Origin of the sequence: Pseudoclavibacter soli DSM 23366, assembly GCF_000423505.1 — a bacterium.
Lineage (GTDB): Bacteria > Actinomycetota > Actinomycetes > Actinomycetales > Microbacteriaceae > Pseudoclavibacter_A > Pseudoclavibacter_A soli.
Window position 1 is genome coordinate 66218 of sequence record NZ_AUIC01000005.1, and the last position, 19157, is coordinate 85374.

Here is a 19157-nt window from a genome sequence, read left to right on the forward strand (position 1 = left end):
AGCCTAGCGCGCCGAGTGGGCGGGCACGGTGACGCGTGTCGGCAAACTCACTAGACTTAGGGCTCGTGACGAGCGCAGATCTGACCAAGAGGCCCGAAGAGGTCTCTGCCATGTTTGATGAGGTCGCCCCTGGCTACGACCGCACCAACGACGTGCTGAGCCTGGGGCAGGCCGCTCGGTGGCGCACGGCAACCACCCGCGCGGTCGACCCGCAACCGGGTGAGCGGGTGCTTGACCTTGCGGCCGGCACCGGCACCTCGAGCGTGCCGTTTGACCGCGCCGGGGCTGTGGTCACTGCGGCTGACTTCTCTGAGGGCATGCTGGCCGAGGGCCGCCGCCGCCATCCCGAGCTCAACTTCGTATGGGCGGATGCGACCGATCTGCCGTTCGACGATGCGAGCTTCGACGCGGTGACCATCTCGTTCGGGCTGCGCAACGTGGTCGACACCGAGCGCGCTCTCGCAGAGATGCTGCGCGTGCTGCGGCCGGGCGGGCGTGTGGTCATCTGCGAGTTTTCCACGCCGACCTGGCGCCCCTTCGCCAAGCTCTACGATTTCTATCTGGGCAACGTGCTGCCGCTCGGCGCACGACTGGTGAGCACCAACGACAGCGCGTACCCATATTTGTCCGAGTCGATTCTCGCGTGGCCAGATCAGCGAGCGCTGGGAGATCTGCTGCGGGCTGCAGGTTTCGAACGCATCGAATGGCGCAACCTCAGCGGTGGCATCGTCGCGCTGCATCGTGCCTTCACCCCTTCAGAAAGGGCAGGTTCGCAGTCGTGAGCGATCACCCAGTGAAACTCGTCAGTGGCGCGCGGCGCTTCTTTCTGCACAGCGACGACCGTCGGCTGGTCCAGAGCATGGAGGCCGGGCTTGAGCAGGTCGAGCAGCGCCTGATGCAGGCTGCAGCCAGCGCCGATGCGGTGGCCGATGCCGCGGGCAGATATCTACTTGAAGCCGGTGGCAAGCGGGTGCGCCCTCTGCTGGCACTGCTGGCTGCGCAGCTGGGCGAGGGTGCCAACGATGAGGTGATTGAGGCGGCGACCGCGCTGGAGCTCACTCACGTGGCGAGCCTCTACCACGACGATGTGATGGACGAGGCCGACACTCGCCGCGGTGTGCCCAGCAGCCAGCGCGTCTGGGGAAATAACGTGGCGATTCTCGCTGGTGACATCCTGTTCGCTCGAGCCTCGCTGGTCATGAGCGTGCTGGGCGCAGAGGCCATCGGCGTGCAGGCTCGCACCTTCGATCGCCTGTGCCAGGGGCAGCTGCGCGAGACGCTCGGCCCAAGCGAAGGTGACGACCCCATTGAGCACTACATCTCGGTGCTCAGCGACAAGACCGGCTCGCTCATCGCCGCGGCCGGTGAGCTCGGCGTGCTGCTGGGCAAAGCGCCCACTTCGTACGTCACCGCAGTGCGCGAGTTCGGCGAGCGCATCGGCGTGGCCTTTCAACTCGTCGACGATGTGATCGATCTGCGTTCGTCGGCGGCCGAACTTGGCAAAACCCCCGGCGCCGACCTGCGCGAAGGCGTGCCCACGCTGCCCTGGTTGCTGCTGCAGCGCGAAGCTGAGACCGACGCCGCAGCCGCCCAGACCCGCGATGAGGTCACTGCGCTGCTGGCCGACGACGCCACGCTCGAGCAGGCGCTTGCGGTGCTGGCTGCACACCCGGTCACCGATCAGGCCCTGGCCCAAGCCCGCCAGTGGAGCATCAGCGCCAAGGCTGCGCTCGACCCGCTTCCCGACGGTGCCGTCAAGTCGCTGTTCATGCAGCTGGCCGACTACATCGTCGACCGTCGCCACTGACCCACCGAAAGGATCCGTCGTGTCTGAGAAGATTCGCGTCGCCGTCATCGGAGCCGGTCCCGCCGGCATCTACGCCTCTGACATTCTGCTCAAGGCCGAGCGTGACTTCGAGGTGTCGATTGACCTGTTCGAGCGTCTGCCCGCTCCATACGGGCTGGTGCGCTATGGGGTGGCCCCTGACCATCCGCGCATCAAGGGCGTGATCAACGCGCTGCGCGAGACCCTCGACCGCGGTGGTATTCGGCTGTTCGACAACGTCGACTTCGGCACCGACATCACTCTCGACGATCTGCGGGCGCACTATCACGCGGTGATCTTCGCCACCGGGGCCATCGAAGATGCGCCGCTGGCGATTCCGGGCATCGATCTGCCCGGTTCGTTCGGTGCGGCGCGTTTCGTCAACTGGTACGACGGCCATCCCGACTTTCCCACCGACTGGGCCCTCAACGCAGACCAGGTCGCCGTGGTGGGCAACGGCAACGTGGCACTCGATGTCGCGCGCATCCTTGCGAAGCATGTGCCAGATCTGCTGCCCACCGAGATCCCGGCCAACGTGCAGGCCGGGCTCGAGGCGTCGGCGGTCACCGATGTGCACGTGTTCGGGCGGCGCGGCCCGGCCGACGTGAAGTTCACCCCCCTCGAGCTGCGTGAGCTCGGCGAGGTGCCCGACGTCGACATTGTGCTCGACGAGCGCGACTTCGCCTACACCGAGGCCGATGAGGCCACCTTCGCAGGCAACAACCAGAAGAAGGTCATTCGGCGCATCTTCGACGGCTGGCTCAAGCGAGAGCCGGGTACGGCCTCGCGCCGCATTCACCTGCACTTCTGGTCGCGACCGGTCGAGGTGCTCGGTGACGGTCACGTCGAGGCCCTGCGCGTTGAGCGCACCGCGTTGGATGCCGACGGTCACGTCGTGGGCACTGGTGAGGTCACTGAGGTGCCGATCGGCCAGCTCTATCGTGCGGTGGGGTACTACTCGTCACCGCTGGCGCAGGTGCCGTTCGACGAGCTGCACGGGGTGATTCCCAACGCCGGCGGGCGGGTGCTCGACGGCGACGAGCCCGTGGTGGGCGAATATGCGACCGGCTGGATCAAACGCGGCCCGGTGGGGCTGATCGGTTCGACCAAGTCTGATGCGCTTGAGACCGTCACGAATCTCATTGCCGACGTCGATGCAGGGCGTACTTGGCAGCCACAGCAGCCGGCTGAGGAGTCGATCCCCGAGCTGCTGCGGGCTCGCGGGGTCGAGTACGTCGAGCTTGACGGCTGGCACAACCTTGACGCTGCTGAGCGCGCCCTCGGCGAGGCCGTCGGGCGTGAGCGCATCAAGATCGTGTCGCGGCGCGGGCAGCTCGACGCCAGCGGCTCATCGCAGGGCGAGTAGCCCCGGCGGCTCAGCGCTTGCGGTCTGCTGAAGGGCGGATCATCAGGCCGCTGAGCAGGCCGATGCCGATGCCCGGAAAGACCCAATACCACTCTTGAGTGAGCCAGGCGACCACGACGCCGACGATCACGCCCCAGATGAGCCCGAAGATCACTTGGGCGATGGGCTTGGGTGCGCGGGAATTCTCAGCCATGTCGGCCGCCTCTCTGCCGTGAGCGCCTCGTCGAGGAGCCGGATGTGTTGGGGTGCGCCTCAGCGGGCACACCGAGCAGCTCAAGGGTGATCTGGGTGAGTTCGTCGACTCGGCCCAGGTCGGCCAGCGTGCGCACCTTCAGCGCGGTGAGCCAAGTTGCCCCTTCGAGGTCGGCGCATTCGACCAGACCGCGGTCGAGCCAGCGCAGCGCTTCGCTGCCGCGACCCAGTGCGCGCAGCGAGTCGGCCATCTGCAGCACGGCCAAGCAGCGCTGCTCGTCGTCGAGATCGCGCTCGAGCACGAACTCGAGAAAGAGCGAGGCCTTCACGTAGTCGTTGGCGTAGTAGTACGCGCTGGCCAGTTGCAGCAGTGCGCCGGGGTCAGAGTCGTCCATGTAAGGCACGAGTTCTTCGAACAGGCGAAGAGTGGACGCCGGTGCGGCGTCATTGGCGACATCCCATGCCGCCGCGGCGATCTGCCGCCACGCGCTGTTCTCGTCGACGCGGCTCATGCCCCCCAGCCTTTATCGGTAATTGGTGAACTGCAGTGCGATGTCGAGGTCGGCGCCCTTGAGTAGGGCGATCACGGCCTGCAGATCGTCGCGCGACTTCGAGCTGACGCGCAGCTCGTCGCCCTGAATCTGCGCCTTGACACCCTTGGGGCCCTCGTCGCGGATGATCTTGCTGATCTTCTTGGCCTGATCTTGGGCGATGCCCTCGACGAACTCTCCGGTGATGCGCACCTCTTTGCCGCTGGCGGCGGGTTCGCCAGCGTTGAAGGCTTTCAGCGAGATGCCGCGCTTGATCAGTTTGGTCTGAAAGACGTCGAGAATGGCTTTGGCGCGCTCGTCGCTGTTGGCCACGATGAGCACTTTGTCGCCGCTCCAGGCGATCGATGCGCCCGTGCCCTTGAAGTCGTAGCGCTGAGAGATCTCTTTGGCAGCCTGATTCAGCGCGTTGTCGGCCTCTTGACGGTCGAGGGTGCTGACGATGTCGAATGAGGAGTCTGCCATGGCTCTAATCATAGGGGTTTTGCTGCGCACGCAAGTTATGAGTATCCTAATGAGGTTGGGCCGTCTCGCCACGGCTCGGCACTGGCGGGTTACCCAAGCGGCCAAAGGGATCTGACTGTAAATCAGCCGGCGTAGCCTTCGCAGGTTCGAATCCTGCACCCGCCACGCACAGCGGTTCGCCGCTGAGTCGAGCGCGCAACGCGCGCAGGTGACGAAGATACGCTATCCTCGTATGGTGCCTGCGCTCATGTGCGGTCGCATGCCCCGATAGCTCAGTGGTAGAGCACTTCCATGGTAAGGAAGGGGTCGCGAGTTCAATCCTCGCTCGGGGCTCACAGTGTGGGTTTTCCGATCTCCGCTGATTCCGATGTGACTGTCGCTCACACGACAGCTGCAGGCAATGGCTGGGTAGCTCAGTTGGTGAGAGCGCGCGACTCATAATCGCGAGGTCGTGGGTTCGAGTCCCACCCCAGCTACAGTTTTCTCTCACTCACCACCACAGTCGCAGCAACCCGGCCACCAGCGCACCGGCCACAACCACCACGATGAACGGCACCCGCAGCCACAGCAGCAGTGCTGCCACACCGAGCGCGGCGAGCCGGGCATCCACCGTGATCGCCGAACCTGTCGTAAACGTCTGCACCGCGACCAGCGCGGCCAACAGCGCCACCGTCACCCCGCCGAGCAGCGTCTGCACGCGATGTGACGAGAGTAGTCGCGCGGGCACGAGATAGCCGGTGAGTTTCAATGCGAAGGCGAGGCCCGCTGCGGCGAGCACGATGATCCATTCGATGTTCATGCGTGCTGCTCCACATCGGGGTGTGCGCTGCTGCGGCGACGATCACCGAGCCAGGCGATGCCGAAGCCGACTGCTGCTGCGGCCAGCACCGGCACCCCCGCAGGCGCGGCCGGAGTCAGCGCAATGGCCACCAGTGCGGCCGCCGCGGCAATGGCCACGGGCTCGCGCCCGCGCAGCCTGGGCCACAGCAGACCAAGAAAGGCAGCCGAAGCAGCGGCGTCGAGCCCCCAGACACTCGGATCGGGAATGCTCTGCCCGATCAGCGCACCGAGTAGGGTCAGCCCGCCCCAGCCGAGATAGACCCCGGCGGCGGTTGCCCAGAACCCCAGTCGCCGCGTGGACGGCGTGGGCTGCGCCAGTGCCACGGCCGCGGTTTCGTCGATGGTCAGTTGCGCGGCCAGCAGACGTCGCAGCCCGTGCACGTCGAGAATCGGGGCCAGCTGCATGCCATAGAGGCTGTGTCGCATGGCCAACAGCGACGAGCTGGTGACCGCACCGATCGCGCTGGAGGCGGTCATGCCGCCACCGGCCACCACGCCGACGATGGCATACTGCGAGCCGCCAGTGAACAACAACAGGCTGAGCGCGAGCGTTTGCAACACGGTAAAGCCCGCGGTCACCGAGAGCGCGCCGAAGCTGATGCCGTAGAGCGCCGTCGCAATCGAGACGGAGAGCGCCATGCGCCAGGTCGCGCTGCGCTGTGCTGCCTGGTCGAGGTCGGATGAGGTCACCCGTCCATTGTGCGTCATAGGTGCCGCACGACGCCGGGGTACATCGTTCCTGAGTGGCGGAGCGCTGGGTAGACTGAAGACGTGGTGAACCTGAATATCGCCGGCAAGACGTACCCGGCCACGAATCCCTATCTGGTGGGTCGAGAGAAGGTGCGCGAATTCGCCGCGGCCGTCTTGAGTACATCACCGCTCAGCACCGATCCGGCGGCTGCGCTCGCCGCCGGGTATGCCGGGCTGGTGGCGCCGCCCACGTTCGCAGTGATCATCTCGCAGCAGGCTGAGGCCGCGCTGCTCGACGACCCTGAGGCGGGCATCGACTTCAGGCACTTGGTACACGGCGACCAGCGCTTCATTCACGAGCGACCGATCGTCTCAGGCGACGAGCTCAGCGCGCAGCTGACGGTCACCGCAGTCAAGCAGCTCGGCGGCAACTCGCTGGTCACCACGGTCACCAAGATCACCGACCGCGACGGCGCTCTGGTGAGCACCGCGATCGCCACATTCGTCATTCGCGACGTGCCGGCCGAGCAGTCGGCCGATGCTGCACCGCAGGAGGCTGCACAATGACCGCTCAGACGTTCCCCGAGGTTGCAGTCGGCGCCTCATATGGCCCCGTGCAGGTGCACCTGACGCGTGATTCGCTGGTGCGCTACGCTGGCGCCTCCGGAGATTTCAATCCGATTCACTATCGTGACGACGTGGCTCAGCACGCGGGGCTGCCCGGCGTGCTCGCTCATGGCATGCTCACCCAGGGGGTGTCGGTGCAGCCGGTGGTCGATTGGGTGGCTGAAGGTGATCCAGGCCGAGTGCTCGACTACCAGGTGCGCTTCACCCGCCCGGTCGTCGTCGACGGCACTGACGGCGCCGATCTGCACATCACCGCAAAGGTGACTGGCATCGCTGAGGTCGCCGAAGGCCGCCACGCCGGGCGCGAGATCGCCACGGTCGCGCTCACCGTCACCTTCGAAGGGCGCACGGTGCTCGGCAAGGCTGTCGCACAGGTGCTGCGTTGAGCGCTGCGGGAGAGTTCCGCTTCGCCGAGCACACCACCGTCGGCGTCGGCGGTGCCGCCGCCGAGGCGCAGATTATCGAAAGCACTGACGACTTGACGCGTGCGCTTGATGCGCACGTGCATGTCAGCGACGAGCTGCTCGTGGTCGGCGGCGGCTCCAACCTTGTGGTGGCCGATGAGGGGTTCGACGGCACTGTGCTGGTGATGCGCAACCGTGGGCTGCACGCAGTGCACGCCGAAGACGGGTCGGTGCTGCTGCATGTGGCCGCAGGCGAGCCCTGGGATGACCTGGTTGCGCACACCGTTGCACAGGGCTGGGGCGGCATCGAGTCGCTCAGTGGCATTCCGGGCCGCGCCGGTGCTGCGGTGATTCAGAACATCGGCGCCTACGGGCACGATCTGGCCGAAACTTTGGTGAGCGTTGACATCGTTGATGTTGTCACCGCCAAGCCCGCGACCTTGGCCGCCGCAGTGCTCGGACTGGGCTATCGCACCAGCGCGTTCAAGCGTGGCGAACTCGAGGCTGTGGTCACCGGCATCACGTTGCGCTTGAGCGCCGATGGGCAGTCGGCGCCGGTGCAGTACGCCCAGCTGGCCGAGGCCCTCGGCGTGCCAGCCGGCGACCGTGCGCCGGTCGCCGAGGTGCGCGAAACGGTGCTACGGCTGCGTCGTGGCAAGGGCATGGTCTACGACCCCTCAGACGTCGACACGCATGGGTGCGGGTCGTTTTTCACGAATCCCGTGGTGCACGAGCGTTTTGCTGCGGCGTTGCCCGCTGACGCGCCGCGATGGCCCGTCGACGTCAGCCGAGCCGAGACGCCTGCGACGGCCATCCCGCTGGAGCAATACCACGGCGATGAACTGCAGCCCGCCGCACAACGTCAGCCGGCCCTAGTCAAGCTCAGTGCGGGGTGGCTGATCGAGCACGCCGGGGTGCCGAAGGGCTTTGCGTTGCCCGGCTCACGTGCGGCAGTCAGTTCGAAACACACGCTGGCAATCACCAACCGTGGTGGTGCCAGCGCGCGCGAGATCATCGAACTGGCGGGGTTCATTCAGACGCGGGTGGCCAACGAGTTCGGGGTGGCGTTGCAGCCAGAGCCCAACCTGGTGGGGTTCGTCGAGAACTGAGCGCTACTTCTTTTTGAAGCGGCGACGCACGGCCAGCAGTGAGAACAGCACGGTGCCCACGATCGCGGTGGTTTTGGCGATGCGTGCCAATTGACGCACCTGAGCCTTGGGATTGACGCGGGTGGTGAGCTCGTCGAGGCCCGTGCGCAGTGAGTGAGAGGTCTGAGCGATGCGTGCCTTGAGCTCATCGATGCTGAGCGTCGCTGGGTCGATGACCTGTGGCACAGGCGTCGGCGCAGGCTTTGGCGTGGGTGGCACAGGTGTGACCGACGCTGGAGTGGAAGGCTGCACAGGGGTGGTCATCGACGGCTCCTTTTCGGTGCGAGCGTGCGAGAGAGGCTCTTGAGTGATGCGATCGTCTCGGGTGCGCCATCGATGCGCTTGAACGCACGGATCGCGATGAGCACGGCGACAGCCGCGACCAGCAGCCAGAAGCCACCGAGAATCAGGCCAGACCAAGCGTTGCCAACGAGTAGTCCGAGCCCCCACCATGCGGCGAGCGACAAGAACAACAAGGCGAAGGCAACGACCACGCCAGCTGCGGCGAACAGGGCTGAGCCCACTGCTGCGCGGCGACCAGACTGGCGAAGTTCGGCCTTGGCCAGTGCAACCTCTTGCGAGATCAGTGCACTGATGTCGGTGCTCACGCCGCCGATCACATCGCCCAAGGGGCGCTGCGTCTGATCGCCGGTGCGGAGAAATGGTGCCATGGGGGTTCCTCTCTCTTGCAGTCAGCCTACCGCCATGTGCGGTGAGGGCTGATCAGCCCTCGGCGAAGAAGCGCTGCAGACGGTGCACGCCTTCGAGCAGCGCCTCGTCACCGAGTGCGTATGACAGGCGCAGATAGCCGCTGGGGCCGAATGCCTCGCCGGGCACCACAGCGACGTCGGCCTTTTCGAGCAGCAGCTCGGCCAGCTCGAGCGTGGTCTGCGGCGTGACGCCGTGCCAGGTGTGCCCGAGCACGCCACGAACATCGGGGTAGACGTAGAACGCACCCTCAGGCACAGGAACGGCGAACCCGGGGATCTTGCGCAGCTCGTCGACGATCAGGCGCCGCCGCCGGTCAAAGGCCTCGCGCATCTGCGCCACGGCCTCTTGGGGGCCGTTCAGGGCCTCGACTGCGGCTCGCTGTGAGATGTTCGAGACGTTCGAGGTCAGGTGCGATTGGAGGTTCGCCACGGCTTTGGCCACGCGCTGCGGCCCGATCAGCCAGCCAACACGCCAGCCGGTCATGGCGTAGGTCTTGGCTACACCATTGACCAGTACGGTGTTGGCCTGAGCCTCGGGGATCACTGAGGCGATGCTGGTGGCAACCACGCCGTCGTACGTGAGGTTCTGGTAGATCTCGTCGGTGAGAATCCAGAGGTCGTGTGCGACGGCCCATTCGGCGATGGCGCGAGTCTCTTCAGGGCTGTAGACCGCACCAGTGGGGTTTGAAGGCGACACGAACAGCACCACTCGGGTGCGCTCGGTGCGGGCCGCCTCGAGCTGCTCAACGGTGACCTTGTATGACTGGTCGGCGCCGGCGAACACCTCGACGGGCACGCCACCGGCCAAGCGGATGGCTTCGGGGTAGGTGGTCCAGTAGGGGCCGGGCACCAGCACTTCGTCGCCTTCGCCGACCAGTGCGGCGAAGGCCTGGTAGACCGCCTGCTTGCCGCCGTTGGTGACGACGATCTGGGCAGGGTCGACGGTCAGGCCGCTGTCGCGCAGGGTCTTGGCGGCGATGGCCTCGCGCAGTGCGGGCAGGCCGGCTGCCGGAGAGTAGCGGAAGTTCGCCGGGTCGTCGAGCGCGGTGCGTGCGGCGTCGACGATGTTGGCGGGAGTCGGAAAATCGGGCTCGCCGGCACCATAACTGATGATCGGGCGACCGGCGGCCTTGAGCGCCTTGGCCTTGGCGTCGACCTTGAGGGTGGCCGATTCGTTGATGGCGAGGATGCGTTTCGACAGTGGCAGTTCGTGGGTCACGTCATTCAGTCTAGTGAGGCGTTCCCGTCTCGCACAGGCGCAGGTTGCGTGCCGGCGACTTTACAGGGGGCCGTTATCTCCCGTAGACTGAGGCGAGGTAGTTGAAATCTGCCAAGCTTTTCTGCGCCCAAAACAGTATTCATTGAATCTGGGTCGGGTGCAGGCGGGCTGGCAGCACCGTTTAGGGCGGTGGCTCAATTGGTAGAGCAGCGGTCTCCAAAACCGCAGGTTGCAGGTTCGAGTCCTGTCCGCCCTGCACTGCCCTGCATCAGCTGATGCAGGCGCACGCACTGACGAGAGGTGACACGCATTATGGCTGCAGCGTCAAGCGATGAGCTCAACGCGAGCCTGGTCGAGAACGCCGAGAAAGACCGCGCCAAGGCGCGCAGCTTCATCGGTCGCATCGTGCTCTTCTTTCGTCAGGTGATCGGTGAGCTTCGCAAGGTCACCACACCGACCCGCAAAGAGCTCATCAACCAGACCCTGTTGGTGCTGGTCTTCGTGTTGATCATGATGGTCATCATCACGGTGCTCGACTTCGGCTTCGGCACACTGGTGAACTTCGTGTTCGGCGGAGACGCCTGAGCTCATCCGGGCACGGCAGACAGATATATCAAGGAAGACACGTGGCAGAAGAAGAGATCACCACCGACGAGACGGTTGAACCCACTGAGGAGCAGACCGCGTCGGTCGAGGGCGCCGAGGGCGAAGAGCCCAGCGCCGAAGACCGGGTGCTCGCTGACTTTCGCGCGCAGCTGCGCAAGGCCGCTGGCAAGTGGTATGTCATCCACTCCTACGCTGGCTACGAGAAGAGCGTCAAGAACTCCATCGAGAAGCGTCGCGAGACCCAGGCGGGCGGCGACGATGTGCTCGAGGTGCAGGTTCCCATCGAGACCGTGCGTGAGGTGCGCAACGGCCAGTACAAGCTGGTCAAGCGCGTGCGCATCCCCGGCTATGTGCTGGTTCGCATGCATCTGAACGAAGACTCGTGGGAGCTCGTGCGCCGCACGCCCGGTGTCACCGGCTTCGTGGGCAATGCGCACGATCCGCTGCCGCTGCGCACCAAAGAGGTCTTCGACATGCTGAAGAGCTCCGTGGTCGAGACTGCTCAGGCCGAGGCCGAAAAAGCAGCTGAGAAGGCACACGGCGGCAAGGTCAAGAAGACCGCGCAGAGCGGTGCAGCCAAGGCCATCCCGATCGACGTCGACTTCGAGATCGGCGAGACGATCACCATCAAAGAGGGGTCGTTCGCCGGGTTGCCCGGCACGATCAGCGAGATCAACGCAGCCAGTGGCAAGCTCACCGTGCTCGTCTCGCTCTTCGAGCGTGAGACGCCGGTTGAGCTGGCGTTCGACCAGGTCACCAAGCAGTTCTGAGTCGACGGCTCGCTACAGAGACTTTCCGGCCAGAACACCGGAGAGAACATAGGTAAAGGAAAGAGAAATGGCACCGAAGAAGAAAGCGGTGGGTTTCATCAAGCTTCAGATCGAAGCTGGTGCAGCAAACCCCGCACCGCCGATCGGCCCCGCACTGGGCCAGCACGGCGTAAACATCATGGATTTCTGCAAGGCCTACAATGCCGCGACTGAGTCGCAGCGTGGCAATGTGGTTCCGGTCGAGATCACCGTGTACGAAGACCGTTCGTTCACGTTCGAACTCAAGACCCCGCCTGCAGCGAAGCTGATCCTCAAGGCAGCAAACGTCAAGAAGGGTTCTGGCGTTCCCCACACCGACAAGGTCGGCTCGATCACCCACGAGCAGGCACGCGAGATTGCTCAGACCAAGTTCGCCGATCTCAACGCCAACGATCTCGAGGCCGGGGCGAAGATCATCGAGGGCACTGCGCGCTCGATGGGCATCACCATCAGCAAGTAGCACTCGACCGCGATGCACAGCAGTGCATCACTGATAACTGAACACAGGAGTGGGAGGGCCGCGCCGGCCCGTTGACCACGACTGCGTACCGGGGCATCGCCCCGAGAAACAAGGAGAAGCAGATGAGCAGGCGTTCAAAAGCCTATGTGGCCGCGGCCGAGAAGATCGAGCCCGGCAAGTTCTACACCCCCGCTGAGGCGGTGGCCCTCGCACGTGAGACCGGTTCTGCCAAGACCGACTCCACCGTCGAGGTCGCCCTGAAGCTCAACGTCGACCCCCGCAAAGCCGACCAGCTGGTGCGCGGCACCGTCAGCCTGCCGAACGGCACCGGTAAGACGGCCCGCGTGATCGTGTTCGCCAACGGTGACGCCGCCGACGCGGCTGCCGCAGCCGGTGCCGACGAGGTTGGCAGCGACGAACTGATCGCCAAGGTCGCAGCCGGATACACCGACTTCGACGCAGCGGTCGCCACCCCCGACCTGATGGGTAAGGTCGGTCGTCTGGGCAAGGTGCTCGGCCCCCGTGGCCTGATGCCGAACCCCAAGACCGGCACCGTCACCACCGATCCGGCCAAGGCCGTGACCGACATCAAGGGCGGCAAGATCGAGTTCCGCACCGACAAGCACGCCAACGTGCACTTCATCGTCGGCAAGGCCTCGTTCACCGCTGAGGCGCTGGCACAGAACATCCAGGCCGCACTCGACGAGGTCATCCGTCACAAGCCGGCTTCGGCCAAGGGCCGTTACATCACCAAGGCAGTCGTCTCGACCACCTTCGGCCCCGGTATCCCGGTCGACCTGAACTCACTGGTCGCCGCCAAGTGACCCTGACGACTTCGGTCGTCTGAACTGCGAAAGCCCCGTCAGCACTGACGGGGCTTTCGTCGTCTGCAGCACACGCCCTGCGGCTGCAAACATCCTGCATCGGGTGCGGACATTGCGTCGCGATGGGCGGGCGGGGTGCCGACTTGCATCGTGATGAGGCGCTCGCCGTTGCGCAGCGGGCGCTCGCCGGCAGTCAGCGGGGCGCCACCACCAGATCGTCGATGCGTGCCAAAGTGGCGTCGGCCAGACTCACCAGGCGGGTGATCTGCTCATCATCGCGGTCGATCCAGCGGAAAGTGGGCGGGCCCACGGGGCGAAAGTTCTCATGCTGTTCCCACACCAGCAGGGTGCGCTGCGCCCCCATCACGTACTGCTGCCACCAGATCTGACGCAGATATGTGCGCGGCACCTTCTCGATCGGCTTGGTGCTGGTCTTGATCTCAGCCAGCAGCAGGTCGCCCGGATCACCACACAAGTTGAGCCCGTCGGGAGTGGCCAGATGGCGCTCATTGCCAACGGCTCGGAACAGCACCGTGCTCGAGTGCAGGCCGAAGTGCTCGAGCATCCACGCGGCGATGATCGGCTCACGCACCCGCCCGTATTCGGTATAGGCGTTGCCAGCGAAGGCGAACGGATCGCATTTGGCGCGAACGACGCTGTCGACCGAGCGCGGGGTGGCCAGATGGGCGGCGTCGGTGGCGGTGATGCCGGTGCTGCGCGCCTTGAGCCAGCCAGGCCGATCGTGACTGTCGGCCAGCACGCGGTCGCGCAGAAACGAGGGTACTGGAGAAGTCACGCCACCCAGCGTACTCCGTGGTCTGCTCGAGGCTGGGCAGCCGCGGGGCGCGCCCCCTGCAGTGTGTAGATCACGAAGACCGACAGCTGCGGGGTGAGCGCCACCTCATGCACGCCCGAGGCGAGCGCCAGCAGCATGGCGACTCCGGTCAGCTCCTGCGCGCCGGTGGCGCTGCATTGCAGCATGGATGCGCGAAGCGGCGGCCAGCCTCGCCGCACTGCGTGGTGCCGCAGAGAGCGGCTGACTTGGGTCACGTGCGATGGCAGTTGGAGGTCGCCCGCCCACAGCAGCTGCCGCCGATGCGGGTGGTATGCGGCGATGACCTGAGCGGGCAGGACGAGCGGCGCACGGTCAGAGAAATGCAGCGTGAGCGTGCCTGACTGCGCATCGAGAGTGCTGTCACGCTCAAGGCCTATGCCCCAGCCCAGGCGCTGGGCCACGACAGTGCTTTCGGTGAGCTGGCGAGCTTGGCTGATGAGTGTGTCGAGCGGTGCGTGAGTGGCGGCGGGCAGTGGGCACCGACTGGAGTGGTCGTGTTTTGGCAGCCGACAGCGTGTGCAGTAGTAGTCAAGCATGGTCCTCCCCTGAGTGATGATGTCTTTCTGAGATTCTGTGCGCCGACTGTCAAAGTGTCGAGTCCTGCGGCACATTGTGCAGGAATCCCCTTGTGTGCATGGGGTGTGTATAACCAGTCGGTGTCTGCAGGTGGCGTAGATGCACGCTGATGCGCTAGACTCTCCCGTGGCCATAGACCGCCGGTTCTCACTCTTGAGGGTGAGCGAAGGTCACGAGAGTGACAGCCTGCGCAGGTGATCGATATAAGCATGCTCTGCGTGCGAAGCTCCGGTTATCTGCCGGAGCTTTTTTCTTTTGTGATTGGGTGCACTCGCTGCACCATGGGCCGCCGGCACGAGAATACGAGGAGTGCAATGGCGAACAAGGAAGCTGCAATCGCCGAGCTCACGGACGCGTTCCGTGACTCAAGCGCAGTGCTGCTGACCGAGTATCGCGGGCTCACGGTGGCAGACCTGAAGAAGGTCCGCGACTCGATCCGTGAGCATGCAAGCTTCTCCGTGGTGAAGAACACGCTGGCCAAGATCGCTGCCAAGAACGCGGGCATCGAGTCGTTCGACGACTCGCTCGCGGGCCCCAGCGCTCTTGTGTTCGTGCACGGCGACGTGGTCGCTGTGGCGAAGGCCCTGCGTGACTTCAGCAAGGAGAATCCTCTTCTGGTGCTCAAGAACGGCGTCTTCGACGGCGCTGCGCTGAGTGCTGAAGAGGTGCGCAAGCTCGCCGATCTCGAGTCCCGTGAGGTGCTGCTGGCCAAGCTGGCCGGTGCCTTCAAGGCCTCGCTGTTCGGCGCCGCATACCTGTTCAACGCTCCGCTGTCGCAGGCCGTCCGCACGGTCGATGCGCTGCGTGAGAAGCAGGAGACCGCCGCGTAGACCACAAGGTCTGCACGAGTGGCAATAAGAAGACATCAAAGAAAAGGTAGAAACTGACATGGCAAAGCTGTCAACCGAAGAGCTCATCGAGGCCTTCAAAGAACTGACCCTCATCGAGCTGAACGACTTCGTCAAGGCGTTCGAGGAGACCTTCGAGGTCACCGCTGCTGCTCCCGTCGCCGTCGCCGCTGCTGGCGCCCCGGCTGCTGCTGCTGAAGAGGCCGAAGAGAAGACCGAGTTTGACGTCGTTCTCGAGAACGCTGGCGACAAGAAGATCCAGGTCATCAAGGCCGTGCGTGCCCTGACCAGCCTGGGCCTGGGCGAGGCCAAGGCGCTCGTCGATGGCGCTCCTGCCACCGTGCTCGAGGGCGCGAACAAGGAGACCGCCGACAAGGCCAAGGCCGACATCGAGGCCGCTGGCGGCACCGTCACCCTGAAGTAGTCGAGCGCCGTCATCAGACGGCTCGACCTTCGCTCGAACAGCCCCTGCCCCGCAACACGCGGAGCGGGGGCTGTTCGCATTTGTCGCGAGTGGGTCACTTTGCCGTGGGCGGCCTTGTCGCCGCCTACACTTGAGGCGAGAGATTGAGGAGCACAGATGCCACAGCATGCCGAGGGATTCGCCGACAACCGCGACCGGTTCGCCACAGCCGATCTTGCCACCAAGGCGATTCATGTGGGCCTCGACCCCGATCGCGAGACTGGCGCGGTGGTGCCGCCTATCTACCAGACCTCCACCTATCAGCAAGATCACATCGCCGAGGGCCGACACGGCTATGAGTACGGGCGCATGAGCAACCCCACCCGTGACGCTCTGCAGGTGAGCTTGGCAGCACTCGAAGGTGGGGCATCCGCACTGAGCTTCGCTTCAGGGCTGGCCGCCGAAGACGCATTGCTGCGCACGCTGCTGCAGCCCGGTGACACTGTGGTCAGCGGCAGCGACGTGTATGGCGGCACGCACCGCCTGATCGCCAAAATCTGGGGCGAGTGGGGCGTGAAGTCGATCTCGACCAACCTTTCAGACATCGACACCGCGCGCGGCGTTATCGAAGAGGTGCAGCCGCGGCTCGTCTGGATCGAGACTCCGACCAACCCCATGATGCAGATCAGCGATATCGAGGCGCTCGCTGAGATCGCGCACAGCGCCGGCGCGCTGGTGGTCGTCGACAACACTTTCGCCTCGCCCGCGTTGCAGCAGCCGATCGCACTTGGTGCAGATTTCGTGATTCACTCCACCACCAAATACCTCGGCGGGCACTCCGACGTGGTCGGCGGCGCCATCATTTCGGCGACCGACGAGTACGCCGAGCGATTGTGGTTCACCCAATACGCCATCGGTGCGATCTCTGCGCCTTTCGACGCCTGGCTCACCCTGCGCGGCATCAAGACGCTCAGTGTGCGCGTGGCACAGCACTCGCGCAATGCGCAGCAGCTGGCCGAGTGGCTGCAAACCGACCCGCGGATCGAGCGAGTGTATTACCCGGGGCTGCCTGAGCATCCCGGCCATGAGGTGGCCGCACGTCAGATGCACGGCGGGTTCGGCGGCATGCTCTCGGTCGCTCTGGCCGGCGGCGAGCAGGCTGCCCGTGACTTTGCCGAGGGCACCGAGCTGTTCGTGCTCGGCGAGAGTCTGGGCGGGGTCGAGTCGCTGATCAACTACCCCTCAGACATGACCCATGCCTCAGTCAAGGGCACGCCTTTGGCGATTCCGCTCAATGTGGTGCGCCTGTCGGTCGGCATCGAGAGCGTCGACGACCTGCGCGCCGATCTGGCGCAGGCGCTCGACCGGCTCTGACCGGCATCCATTGGTCAGTCGCCGAGCCGTCGCGCCCGGCGCAGGTCTGGGGCGCTCGACCAAGCGATCGCCGCAAAGGTGAGCAGTGTGCCGCCGATGGTAGCCCACGTCACCTGTGAGCCAGCTGCTGGCCACAGCAGATCGAGCAGCAGTGACCCGGTCAACTGACCGGCCACCGCAGTGACGGTGAAGCGCAGCACGCCGATGCGGGGCACCAGAAACGCCCCGCTGAAGATGAAGACGATGCCGAGCGCGCCGCCGAGATACATCCACCAGACTCCCGGCATCGTGGGCACGAGCGCCTTGCCGGTGCCGATGCGGGTGACCACGGTCAACAGCAGCAATGCCGTGGTGCCCACCAGAAAGTTCATGAACGTTGCGGCAAAGGGAGCCTTGGTGACCGTGCTTGTGAAACCGTTGAGCCCCTGCTGAAAGCCAGAGAGCACGCCGGCGCTCAACGGCAGCAGGGCCACCAGCGCGGTGGTCGCCAGCGAGTCGCCCGCATGAAGCCCACCCGAGACCGACCAGGCCACGGCGACCACGGTCAGCGCTGCAGCACCGATGCGGGTCGCAGTCAGCGGGCGCGGTGTGCTGCGCGGAAAACCGAGTCGATCGACGAGCAGCCCGCCGACGGTCTGCCCGGCAATGAGTGCGATGCTGAACAGCGCCACCCCGAACACTCGCACGCTGATGCTCTGGGCGACCACGAGCCACGCACCCAGCACACCAGCAAGCAGGTACCAGACCGGAAGAGTGCGATCACGCAGCACTTGGCGCAGTCGACCCAGTGCGCGCCGGGCGGCGGGATACGCGAGTGCGGCGATACCCAGCAGCACGAAACCGCTGCCGAAGCTGACTGCTGCCGCGGCCACGCTGTCGTCGATCGCGGCGGCCAGGGCGCCATTGGCGCGGGACTGCATAGGCAGTGAGAGCCCGGCGAGGATGCTCAGGGCAAGCCCGCCGAGCATCGAACGATGCGATGTGGGGGAGTGGCGATCGTGCATCCACTCATCTTAGGCGTGCGGCACACGCACCTTGGCGAACAGTGCGAGGCCGAGTAGCAGCACCGCGGCAATGCCGAGCACACCCCAGATCTGCGCGCCGCCGAGAGCGACCGCTGCGGCGAAGGCCGCCGGTGCCAGAAAGCTGACTGCTCGCCCGGTTGTGGCGTAAAGGCCGAAGATCTCGCCCTGACGCCCCTCAGGAATGAACTTCGTCAGCAGCGCTCGCGAGGCCGACTGCGCGGGGCCGACGAACACGCACAGCAGCATGCCGAAGATCCAAAAGACGGTTTTGCCGCCCGAGGTGCCGAAGAACACGGCCAAGGCGGCGATGGTCATGCCGATCAGCGACACCGCGATGACCAGACGAGCGCCCAAACGGTCTTCGAACAGGCCCAGCACGATCGTGGCCACGCCCGAGATCACGTTGGCGGCGATGGCGAACACGATCACCTCGCTGCTGCCGAAGCCGTAGGTGCCGGCGGCGATGATGCCGCCGAAGGTGAAGACTCCGGCCAGGCCATCACGGTAGACGGCGCTGGAGAACAGAAACCACACCGTGTCGCGCGAGGTGCGCCACAGCGAGGCGATGTCGGCCAGCAGGCGGCGATAGGTCGCAAGGATGCTCTGCCGCGGCCGCGCATCGAGCGCTCGCGTGCCAGCCGGGTCGCGCTGCAGCAGCACGGGCAGTGCGAAGGCTGCGAACCACACCCCGCACAGTACGGCGACGCCGCGGTATCGTGTGCCATCGGTGTCACTCACCCCGAACCATCCGACCTCGGGCTGAATGAAACCCACCAGCACGATGGCCAGCAGCACGATGCCGCCGAGATAGCCCATGCCCCAGCCGAAGCCCGAGACGCGGCCGACGTTGTCGGGAGTCGAGACCTCGGGCAGCAGCGCGTTGTACTCTACGCTGGCCAGCTCGAAGAAGACGCTGCCGATCGCCAGAGCCAGAATGCCGAACCACAGCTGGCTGGCATCGGGATGCACGAACGCGATGGCGGCAAGACAGGCGACTGTTGCGGCCGTGGTGATCGTGAGGCTGCGGCGTCGACCGCCCGTGGCATCGGTGCGCTGCCCAAGCACGGGCGCCGCCAGCGCCACGACAACTCCTGCCGCAGACAGCGCCCAGCCCAGCCAACTCGAGTGCTGGGCCAACTGGGCAGTCACCGCATCGATCGCCGGCGATGAGGTGAGCCCGGCGGCCAGATCGTCGTTGCGTTGGGCCACCAGATCTCGATCACCCACGAACGCGGCGCTGGTCAGCCACACACTGAGCACGAAGGTGGTGGCCACCGCGTTGAACGCCGCGGAGCCCCAATCCCACAGCGCCCAGCCGAGGATGCGTCGACGAGGTACGGCAGCGGTGGTGACAGTCATAGCT

The 19157-nt window shown here is 65.3% G+C and carries 25 protein-coding genes and 4 tRNA genes; 17 read left to right on the forward strand and 12 right to left on the reverse strand.

The features are described 5' to 3' along the window. Positions 1-65 precede the first annotated feature (65 nt). Genes G557_RS0105355 through G557_RS0105365 form a run of 3 tightly spaced genes read left to right on the forward strand, consistent with a single transcriptional unit; the run spans position 66 to position 3191 of the window. Positions 66-782, forward strand: a complete 717-nt coding sequence (locus G557_RS0105355; protein ID WP_028245241.1) for a demethylmenaquinone methyltransferase — start codon at positions 66-68, stop codon at positions 780-782. Then, positions 779-1807 (forward strand): polyprenyl synthetase family protein, encoded by a 1029-nt coding sequence (locus G557_RS0105360; RefSeq protein WP_051224690.1) that lies wholly within the window; start codon positions 779-781, stop codon positions 1805-1807. Before G557_RS0105355 ends, G557_RS0105360 begins: the two co-directional genes overlap by 4 nt. 19 nt (positions 1808-1826) lie before the next feature. Further along, positions 1827-3191, forward strand: a complete 1365-nt coding sequence (locus G557_RS0105365; RefSeq protein ID WP_028245243.1) for an FAD-dependent oxidoreductase — start codon at positions 1827-1829, stop codon at positions 3189-3191. 10 nt (positions 3192-3201) lie between these two features. On the opposite strand, the gene G557_RS0105370 is transcribed toward G557_RS0105365, so the two are convergent. The 3 genes from G557_RS0105370 to G557_RS0105380 are packed head-to-tail and all read right to left on the reverse strand — an operon-like array spanning position 3202 to position 4396. Next, entirely contained in the window at positions 3202-3384 is a 183-nt protein-coding gene (locus G557_RS0105370) for a hypothetical protein (protein ID WP_028245244.1), read from the reverse strand. Beyond that, positions 3377-3895, reverse strand: coding sequence for a tetratricopeptide repeat protein (locus G557_RS0105375; protein ID WP_028245245.1), 519 nt, complete (start codon positions 3893-3895; stop codon positions 3377-3379). The genes G557_RS0105370 and G557_RS0105375 overlap by 8 nt, the downstream gene beginning before the upstream one ends. A 12-nt stretch (positions 3896-3907) precedes the next feature. Beyond that, positions 3908-4396, reverse strand: coding sequence for a YajQ family cyclic di-GMP-binding protein (locus G557_RS0105380; protein WP_028245246.1), 489 nt, complete (start codon positions 4394-4396; stop codon positions 3908-3910). An 83-nt stretch (positions 4397-4479) separates the two neighbouring features. On the opposite strand from G557_RS0105380, the gene G557_RS0105385 reads away from it, so the two are divergent. From G557_RS0105385 to G557_RS0105395, 3 genes are all read left to right on the forward strand, one after another. Beyond that, a tRNA-Tyr gene (locus G557_RS0105385) sits at positions 4480-4561 on the forward strand. Between the two features lie 96 nt (positions 4562-4657). Then, positions 4658-4729 (forward strand) — tRNA-Thr (locus G557_RS0105390). Positions 4730-4798: 69 nt separating this feature from the next. Continuing rightward, positions 4799-4872, forward strand: a tRNA-Met gene (locus G557_RS0105395). Between the two features lie 14 nt (positions 4873-4886). Here the strand turns inward: G557_RS0105395 and G557_RS0105400 are convergent. Both G557_RS0105400 and G557_RS0105405 read right to left on the reverse strand, forming a co-directional pair. Further along, on the reverse strand, positions 4887-5195 hold the full coding sequence (locus G557_RS0105400; RefSeq protein ID WP_028245247.1) for an AzlD domain-containing protein: 309 nt from the start codon (positions 5193-5195) through the stop codon (positions 4887-4889). Next, a complete protein-coding gene (locus G557_RS0105405; RefSeq protein WP_028245248.1) occupies positions 5192-5926 on the reverse strand; it encodes an AzlC family ABC transporter permease in 735 nt (244 codons plus the stop codon). The genes G557_RS0105400 and G557_RS0105405 overlap by 4 nt, the downstream gene beginning before the upstream one ends. Positions 5927-6007: 81 nt before the next feature. Between G557_RS0105405 and G557_RS0105410 the strand changes: the two genes are divergently transcribed. Genes G557_RS0105410 through G557_RS0105420 form a run of 3 tightly spaced genes read left to right on the forward strand, consistent with a single transcriptional unit; the run spans position 6008 to position 8066 of the window. Beyond that, the gene (locus G557_RS0105410; RefSeq protein ID WP_028245249.1) at positions 6008-6493 is read left to right on the forward strand and encodes an FAS1-like dehydratase domain-containing protein; all 486 of its coding nucleotides are present in this window, start codon (positions 6008-6010) and stop codon (positions 6491-6493) included. Further along, positions 6490-6939 (forward strand): MaoC/PaaZ C-terminal domain-containing protein, encoded by a 450-nt coding sequence (locus G557_RS0105415; protein ID WP_028245250.1) that lies wholly within the window; start codon positions 6490-6492, stop codon positions 6937-6939. The genes G557_RS0105410 and G557_RS0105415 overlap by 4 nt, the downstream gene beginning before the upstream one ends. Beyond that, positions 6936-8066 carry a UDP-N-acetylmuramate dehydrogenase gene (locus G557_RS0105420; protein WP_028245251.1) on the forward strand — a complete coding sequence of 377 codons (1131 nt, stop codon included), beginning with the start codon at positions 6936-6938 and terminating at the stop codon, positions 8064-8066. The genes G557_RS0105415 and G557_RS0105420 overlap by 4 nt, the downstream gene beginning before the upstream one ends. 3 nt (positions 8067-8069) lie before the next feature. Here G557_RS0105420 and G557_RS13315 read toward each other — a convergent pair whose 3' ends face one another. The 3 genes from G557_RS13315 to G557_RS0105435 are packed head-to-tail and all read right to left on the reverse strand — an operon-like array spanning position 8070 to position 10034. Beyond that, positions 8070-8369 (reverse strand): DUF3618 domain-containing protein, encoded by a 300-nt coding sequence (locus tag G557_RS13315; protein ID WP_028245252.1) that lies wholly within the window; start codon positions 8367-8369, stop codon positions 8070-8072. Further along, complete coding sequence (locus tag G557_RS0105430; protein WP_036961465.1) at positions 8366-8776, reverse strand: phage holin family protein; 411 nt, start codon at positions 8774-8776, stop codon at positions 8366-8368. The genes G557_RS13315 and G557_RS0105430 overlap by 4 nt, the downstream gene beginning before the upstream one ends. A 52-nt stretch (positions 8777-8828) precedes the next feature. Continuing rightward, positions 8829-10034 carry a pyridoxal phosphate-dependent aminotransferase gene (locus tag G557_RS0105435; protein ID WP_028245254.1) on the reverse strand — a complete coding sequence of 402 codons (1206 nt, stop codon included), beginning with the start codon at positions 10032-10034 and terminating at the stop codon, positions 8829-8831. Between the two features lie 183 nt (positions 10035-10217). Here G557_RS0105435 and G557_RS0105440 point away from each other — a divergent pair. The 5 genes from G557_RS0105440 (at position 10218) to rplA (ending at position 12733) form a co-directional block, all read left to right on the forward strand. Continuing rightward, a tRNA-Trp gene (locus G557_RS0105440) sits at positions 10218-10290 on the forward strand. Positions 10291-10346: 56 nt separating this feature from the next. Then, on the forward strand, positions 10347-10619 hold the full coding sequence (secE, locus tag G557_RS0105445; RefSeq protein WP_028245255.1) for a preprotein translocase subunit SecE: 273 nt from the start codon (positions 10347-10349) through the stop codon (positions 10617-10619). Between the two features lie 41 nt (positions 10620-10660). Beyond that, on the forward strand, positions 10661-11410 hold the full coding sequence (gene nusG, locus G557_RS11905) for a transcription termination/antitermination protein NusG (protein WP_051224694.1): 750 nt from the start codon (positions 10661-10663) through the stop codon (positions 11408-11410). 67 nt (positions 11411-11477) lie between these two features. Further along, positions 11478-11909 carry a 50S ribosomal protein L11 gene (gene rplK / locus G557_RS0105455; RefSeq protein WP_028245256.1) on the forward strand — a complete coding sequence of 144 codons (432 nt, stop codon included), beginning with the start codon at positions 11478-11480 and terminating at the stop codon, positions 11907-11909. A gap of 122 nt (positions 11910-12031) precedes the next feature. After that, complete coding sequence (rplA, locus tag G557_RS0105460) at positions 12032-12733, forward strand: 50S ribosomal protein L1 (protein WP_028245257.1); 702 nt, start codon at positions 12032-12034, stop codon at positions 12731-12733. A gap of 193 nt (positions 12734-12926) precedes the next feature. On the opposite strand, the gene G557_RS11910 is transcribed toward rplA, so the two are convergent. Both G557_RS11910 and G557_RS14465 read right to left on the reverse strand, forming a co-directional pair. Beyond that, positions 12927-13529, reverse strand: coding sequence for a YqaJ viral recombinase family protein (locus G557_RS11910; RefSeq protein WP_036961468.1), 603 nt, complete (start codon positions 13527-13529; stop codon positions 12927-12929). Continuing rightward, positions 13526-13969 carry a DUF6882 domain-containing protein gene (locus G557_RS14465; RefSeq protein WP_156877085.1) on the reverse strand — a complete coding sequence of 148 codons (444 nt, stop codon included), beginning with the start codon at positions 13967-13969 and terminating at the stop codon, positions 13526-13528. Before G557_RS14465 ends, G557_RS11910 begins: the two co-directional genes overlap by 4 nt. Positions 13970-14458: 489 nt before the next feature. Here G557_RS14465 and rplJ point away from each other — a divergent pair, with 489 nt between their 5' ends. From rplJ to G557_RS0105485, 3 genes are all read left to right on the forward strand, one after another. After that, complete coding sequence (gene rplJ / locus G557_RS0105475) at positions 14459-14974, forward strand: 50S ribosomal protein L10 (RefSeq protein WP_028245259.1); 516 nt, start codon at positions 14459-14461, stop codon at positions 14972-14974. Positions 14975-15032: 58 nt separating this feature from the next. Beyond that, positions 15033-15416, forward strand: a complete 384-nt coding sequence (gene rplL / locus G557_RS0105480; RefSeq protein ID WP_028245260.1) for a 50S ribosomal protein L7/L12 — start codon at positions 15033-15035, stop codon at positions 15414-15416. 156 nt (positions 15417-15572) lie between these two features. Beyond that, positions 15573-16769, forward strand: a complete 1197-nt coding sequence (locus tag G557_RS0105485; protein ID WP_051224696.1) for a cystathionine gamma-synthase — start codon at positions 15573-15575, stop codon at positions 16767-16769. A 14-nt stretch (positions 16770-16783) separates the two neighbouring features. Here G557_RS0105485 and G557_RS0105490 read toward each other — a convergent pair whose 3' ends face one another. Then, on the reverse strand, positions 16784-17773 hold the full coding sequence (locus G557_RS0105490) for a DMT family transporter (RefSeq protein WP_051224698.1): 990 nt from the start codon (positions 17771-17773) through the stop codon (positions 16784-16786). 9 nt (positions 17774-17782) lie between these two features. After that, complete coding sequence (locus G557_RS0105495) at positions 17783-19153, reverse strand: MFS transporter (RefSeq protein ID WP_028245263.1); 1371 nt, start codon at positions 19151-19153, stop codon at positions 17783-17785. Between the last annotated feature and the right edge of the window lie 4 nt (positions 19154-19157).

Coding starts and splice junctions, on each gene's coding strand:
- G557_RS0105370 (WP_028245244.1), bottom strand. CDS start 3,384: ATGGCTGAGAATTCCCGCGCACCCAAGCCCATCGCCCAAGTGATCTTC.
- G557_RS0105375 (WP_028245245.1), bottom strand. CDS start 3,895: ATGAGCCGCGTCGACGAGAACAGCGCGTGGCGGCAGATCGCCGCGGCG.
- G557_RS0105380 (WP_028245246.1), bottom strand. CDS start 4,396: ATGGCAGACTCCTCATTCGACATCGTCAGCACCCTCGACCGTCAAGAG.
- G557_RS0105400 (WP_028245247.1), bottom strand. CDS start 5,195: ATGAACATCGAATGGATCATCGTGCTCGCCGCAGCGGGCCTCGCCTTC.
- G557_RS0105415 (WP_028245250.1), top strand. CDS start 6,490: ATGACCGCTCAGACGTTCCCCGAGGTTGCAGTCGGCGCCTCATATGGC.
- G557_RS13315 (WP_028245252.1), bottom strand. CDS start 8,369: ATGACCACCCCTGTGCAGCCTTCCACTCCAGCGTCGGTCACACCTGTG.
- G557_RS0105430 (WP_036961465.1), bottom strand. CDS start 8,776: ATGGCACCATTTCTCCGCACCGGCGATCAGACGCAGCGCCCCTTGGGC.
- secE (WP_028245255.1), top strand. CDS start 10,347: ATGGCTGCAGCGTCAAGCGATGAGCTCAACGCGAGCCTGGTCGAGAAC.
- rplK (WP_028245256.1), top strand. CDS start 11,478: ATGGCACCGAAGAAGAAAGCGGTGGGTTTCATCAAGCTTCAGATCGAA.
- rplA (WP_028245257.1), top strand. CDS start 12,032: ATGAGCAGGCGTTCAAAAGCCTATGTGGCCGCGGCCGAGAAGATCGAG.
- rplJ (WP_028245259.1), top strand. CDS start 14,459: ATGGCGAACAAGGAAGCTGCAATCGCCGAGCTCACGGACGCGTTCCGT.
- rplL (WP_028245260.1), top strand. CDS start 15,033: ATGGCAAAGCTGTCAACCGAAGAGCTCATCGAGGCCTTCAAAGAACTG.
- G557_RS0105485 (WP_051224696.1), top strand. CDS start 15,573: ATGCCACAGCATGCCGAGGGATTCGCCGACAACCGCGACCGGTTCGCC.
- G557_RS0105490 (WP_051224698.1), bottom strand. CDS start 17,773: ATGCACGATCGCCACTCCCCCACATCGCATCGTTCGATGCTCGGCGGG.
- G557_RS0105495 (WP_028245263.1), bottom strand. CDS start 19,153: ATGACTGTCACCACCGCTGCCGTACCTCGTCGACGCATCCTCGGCTGG.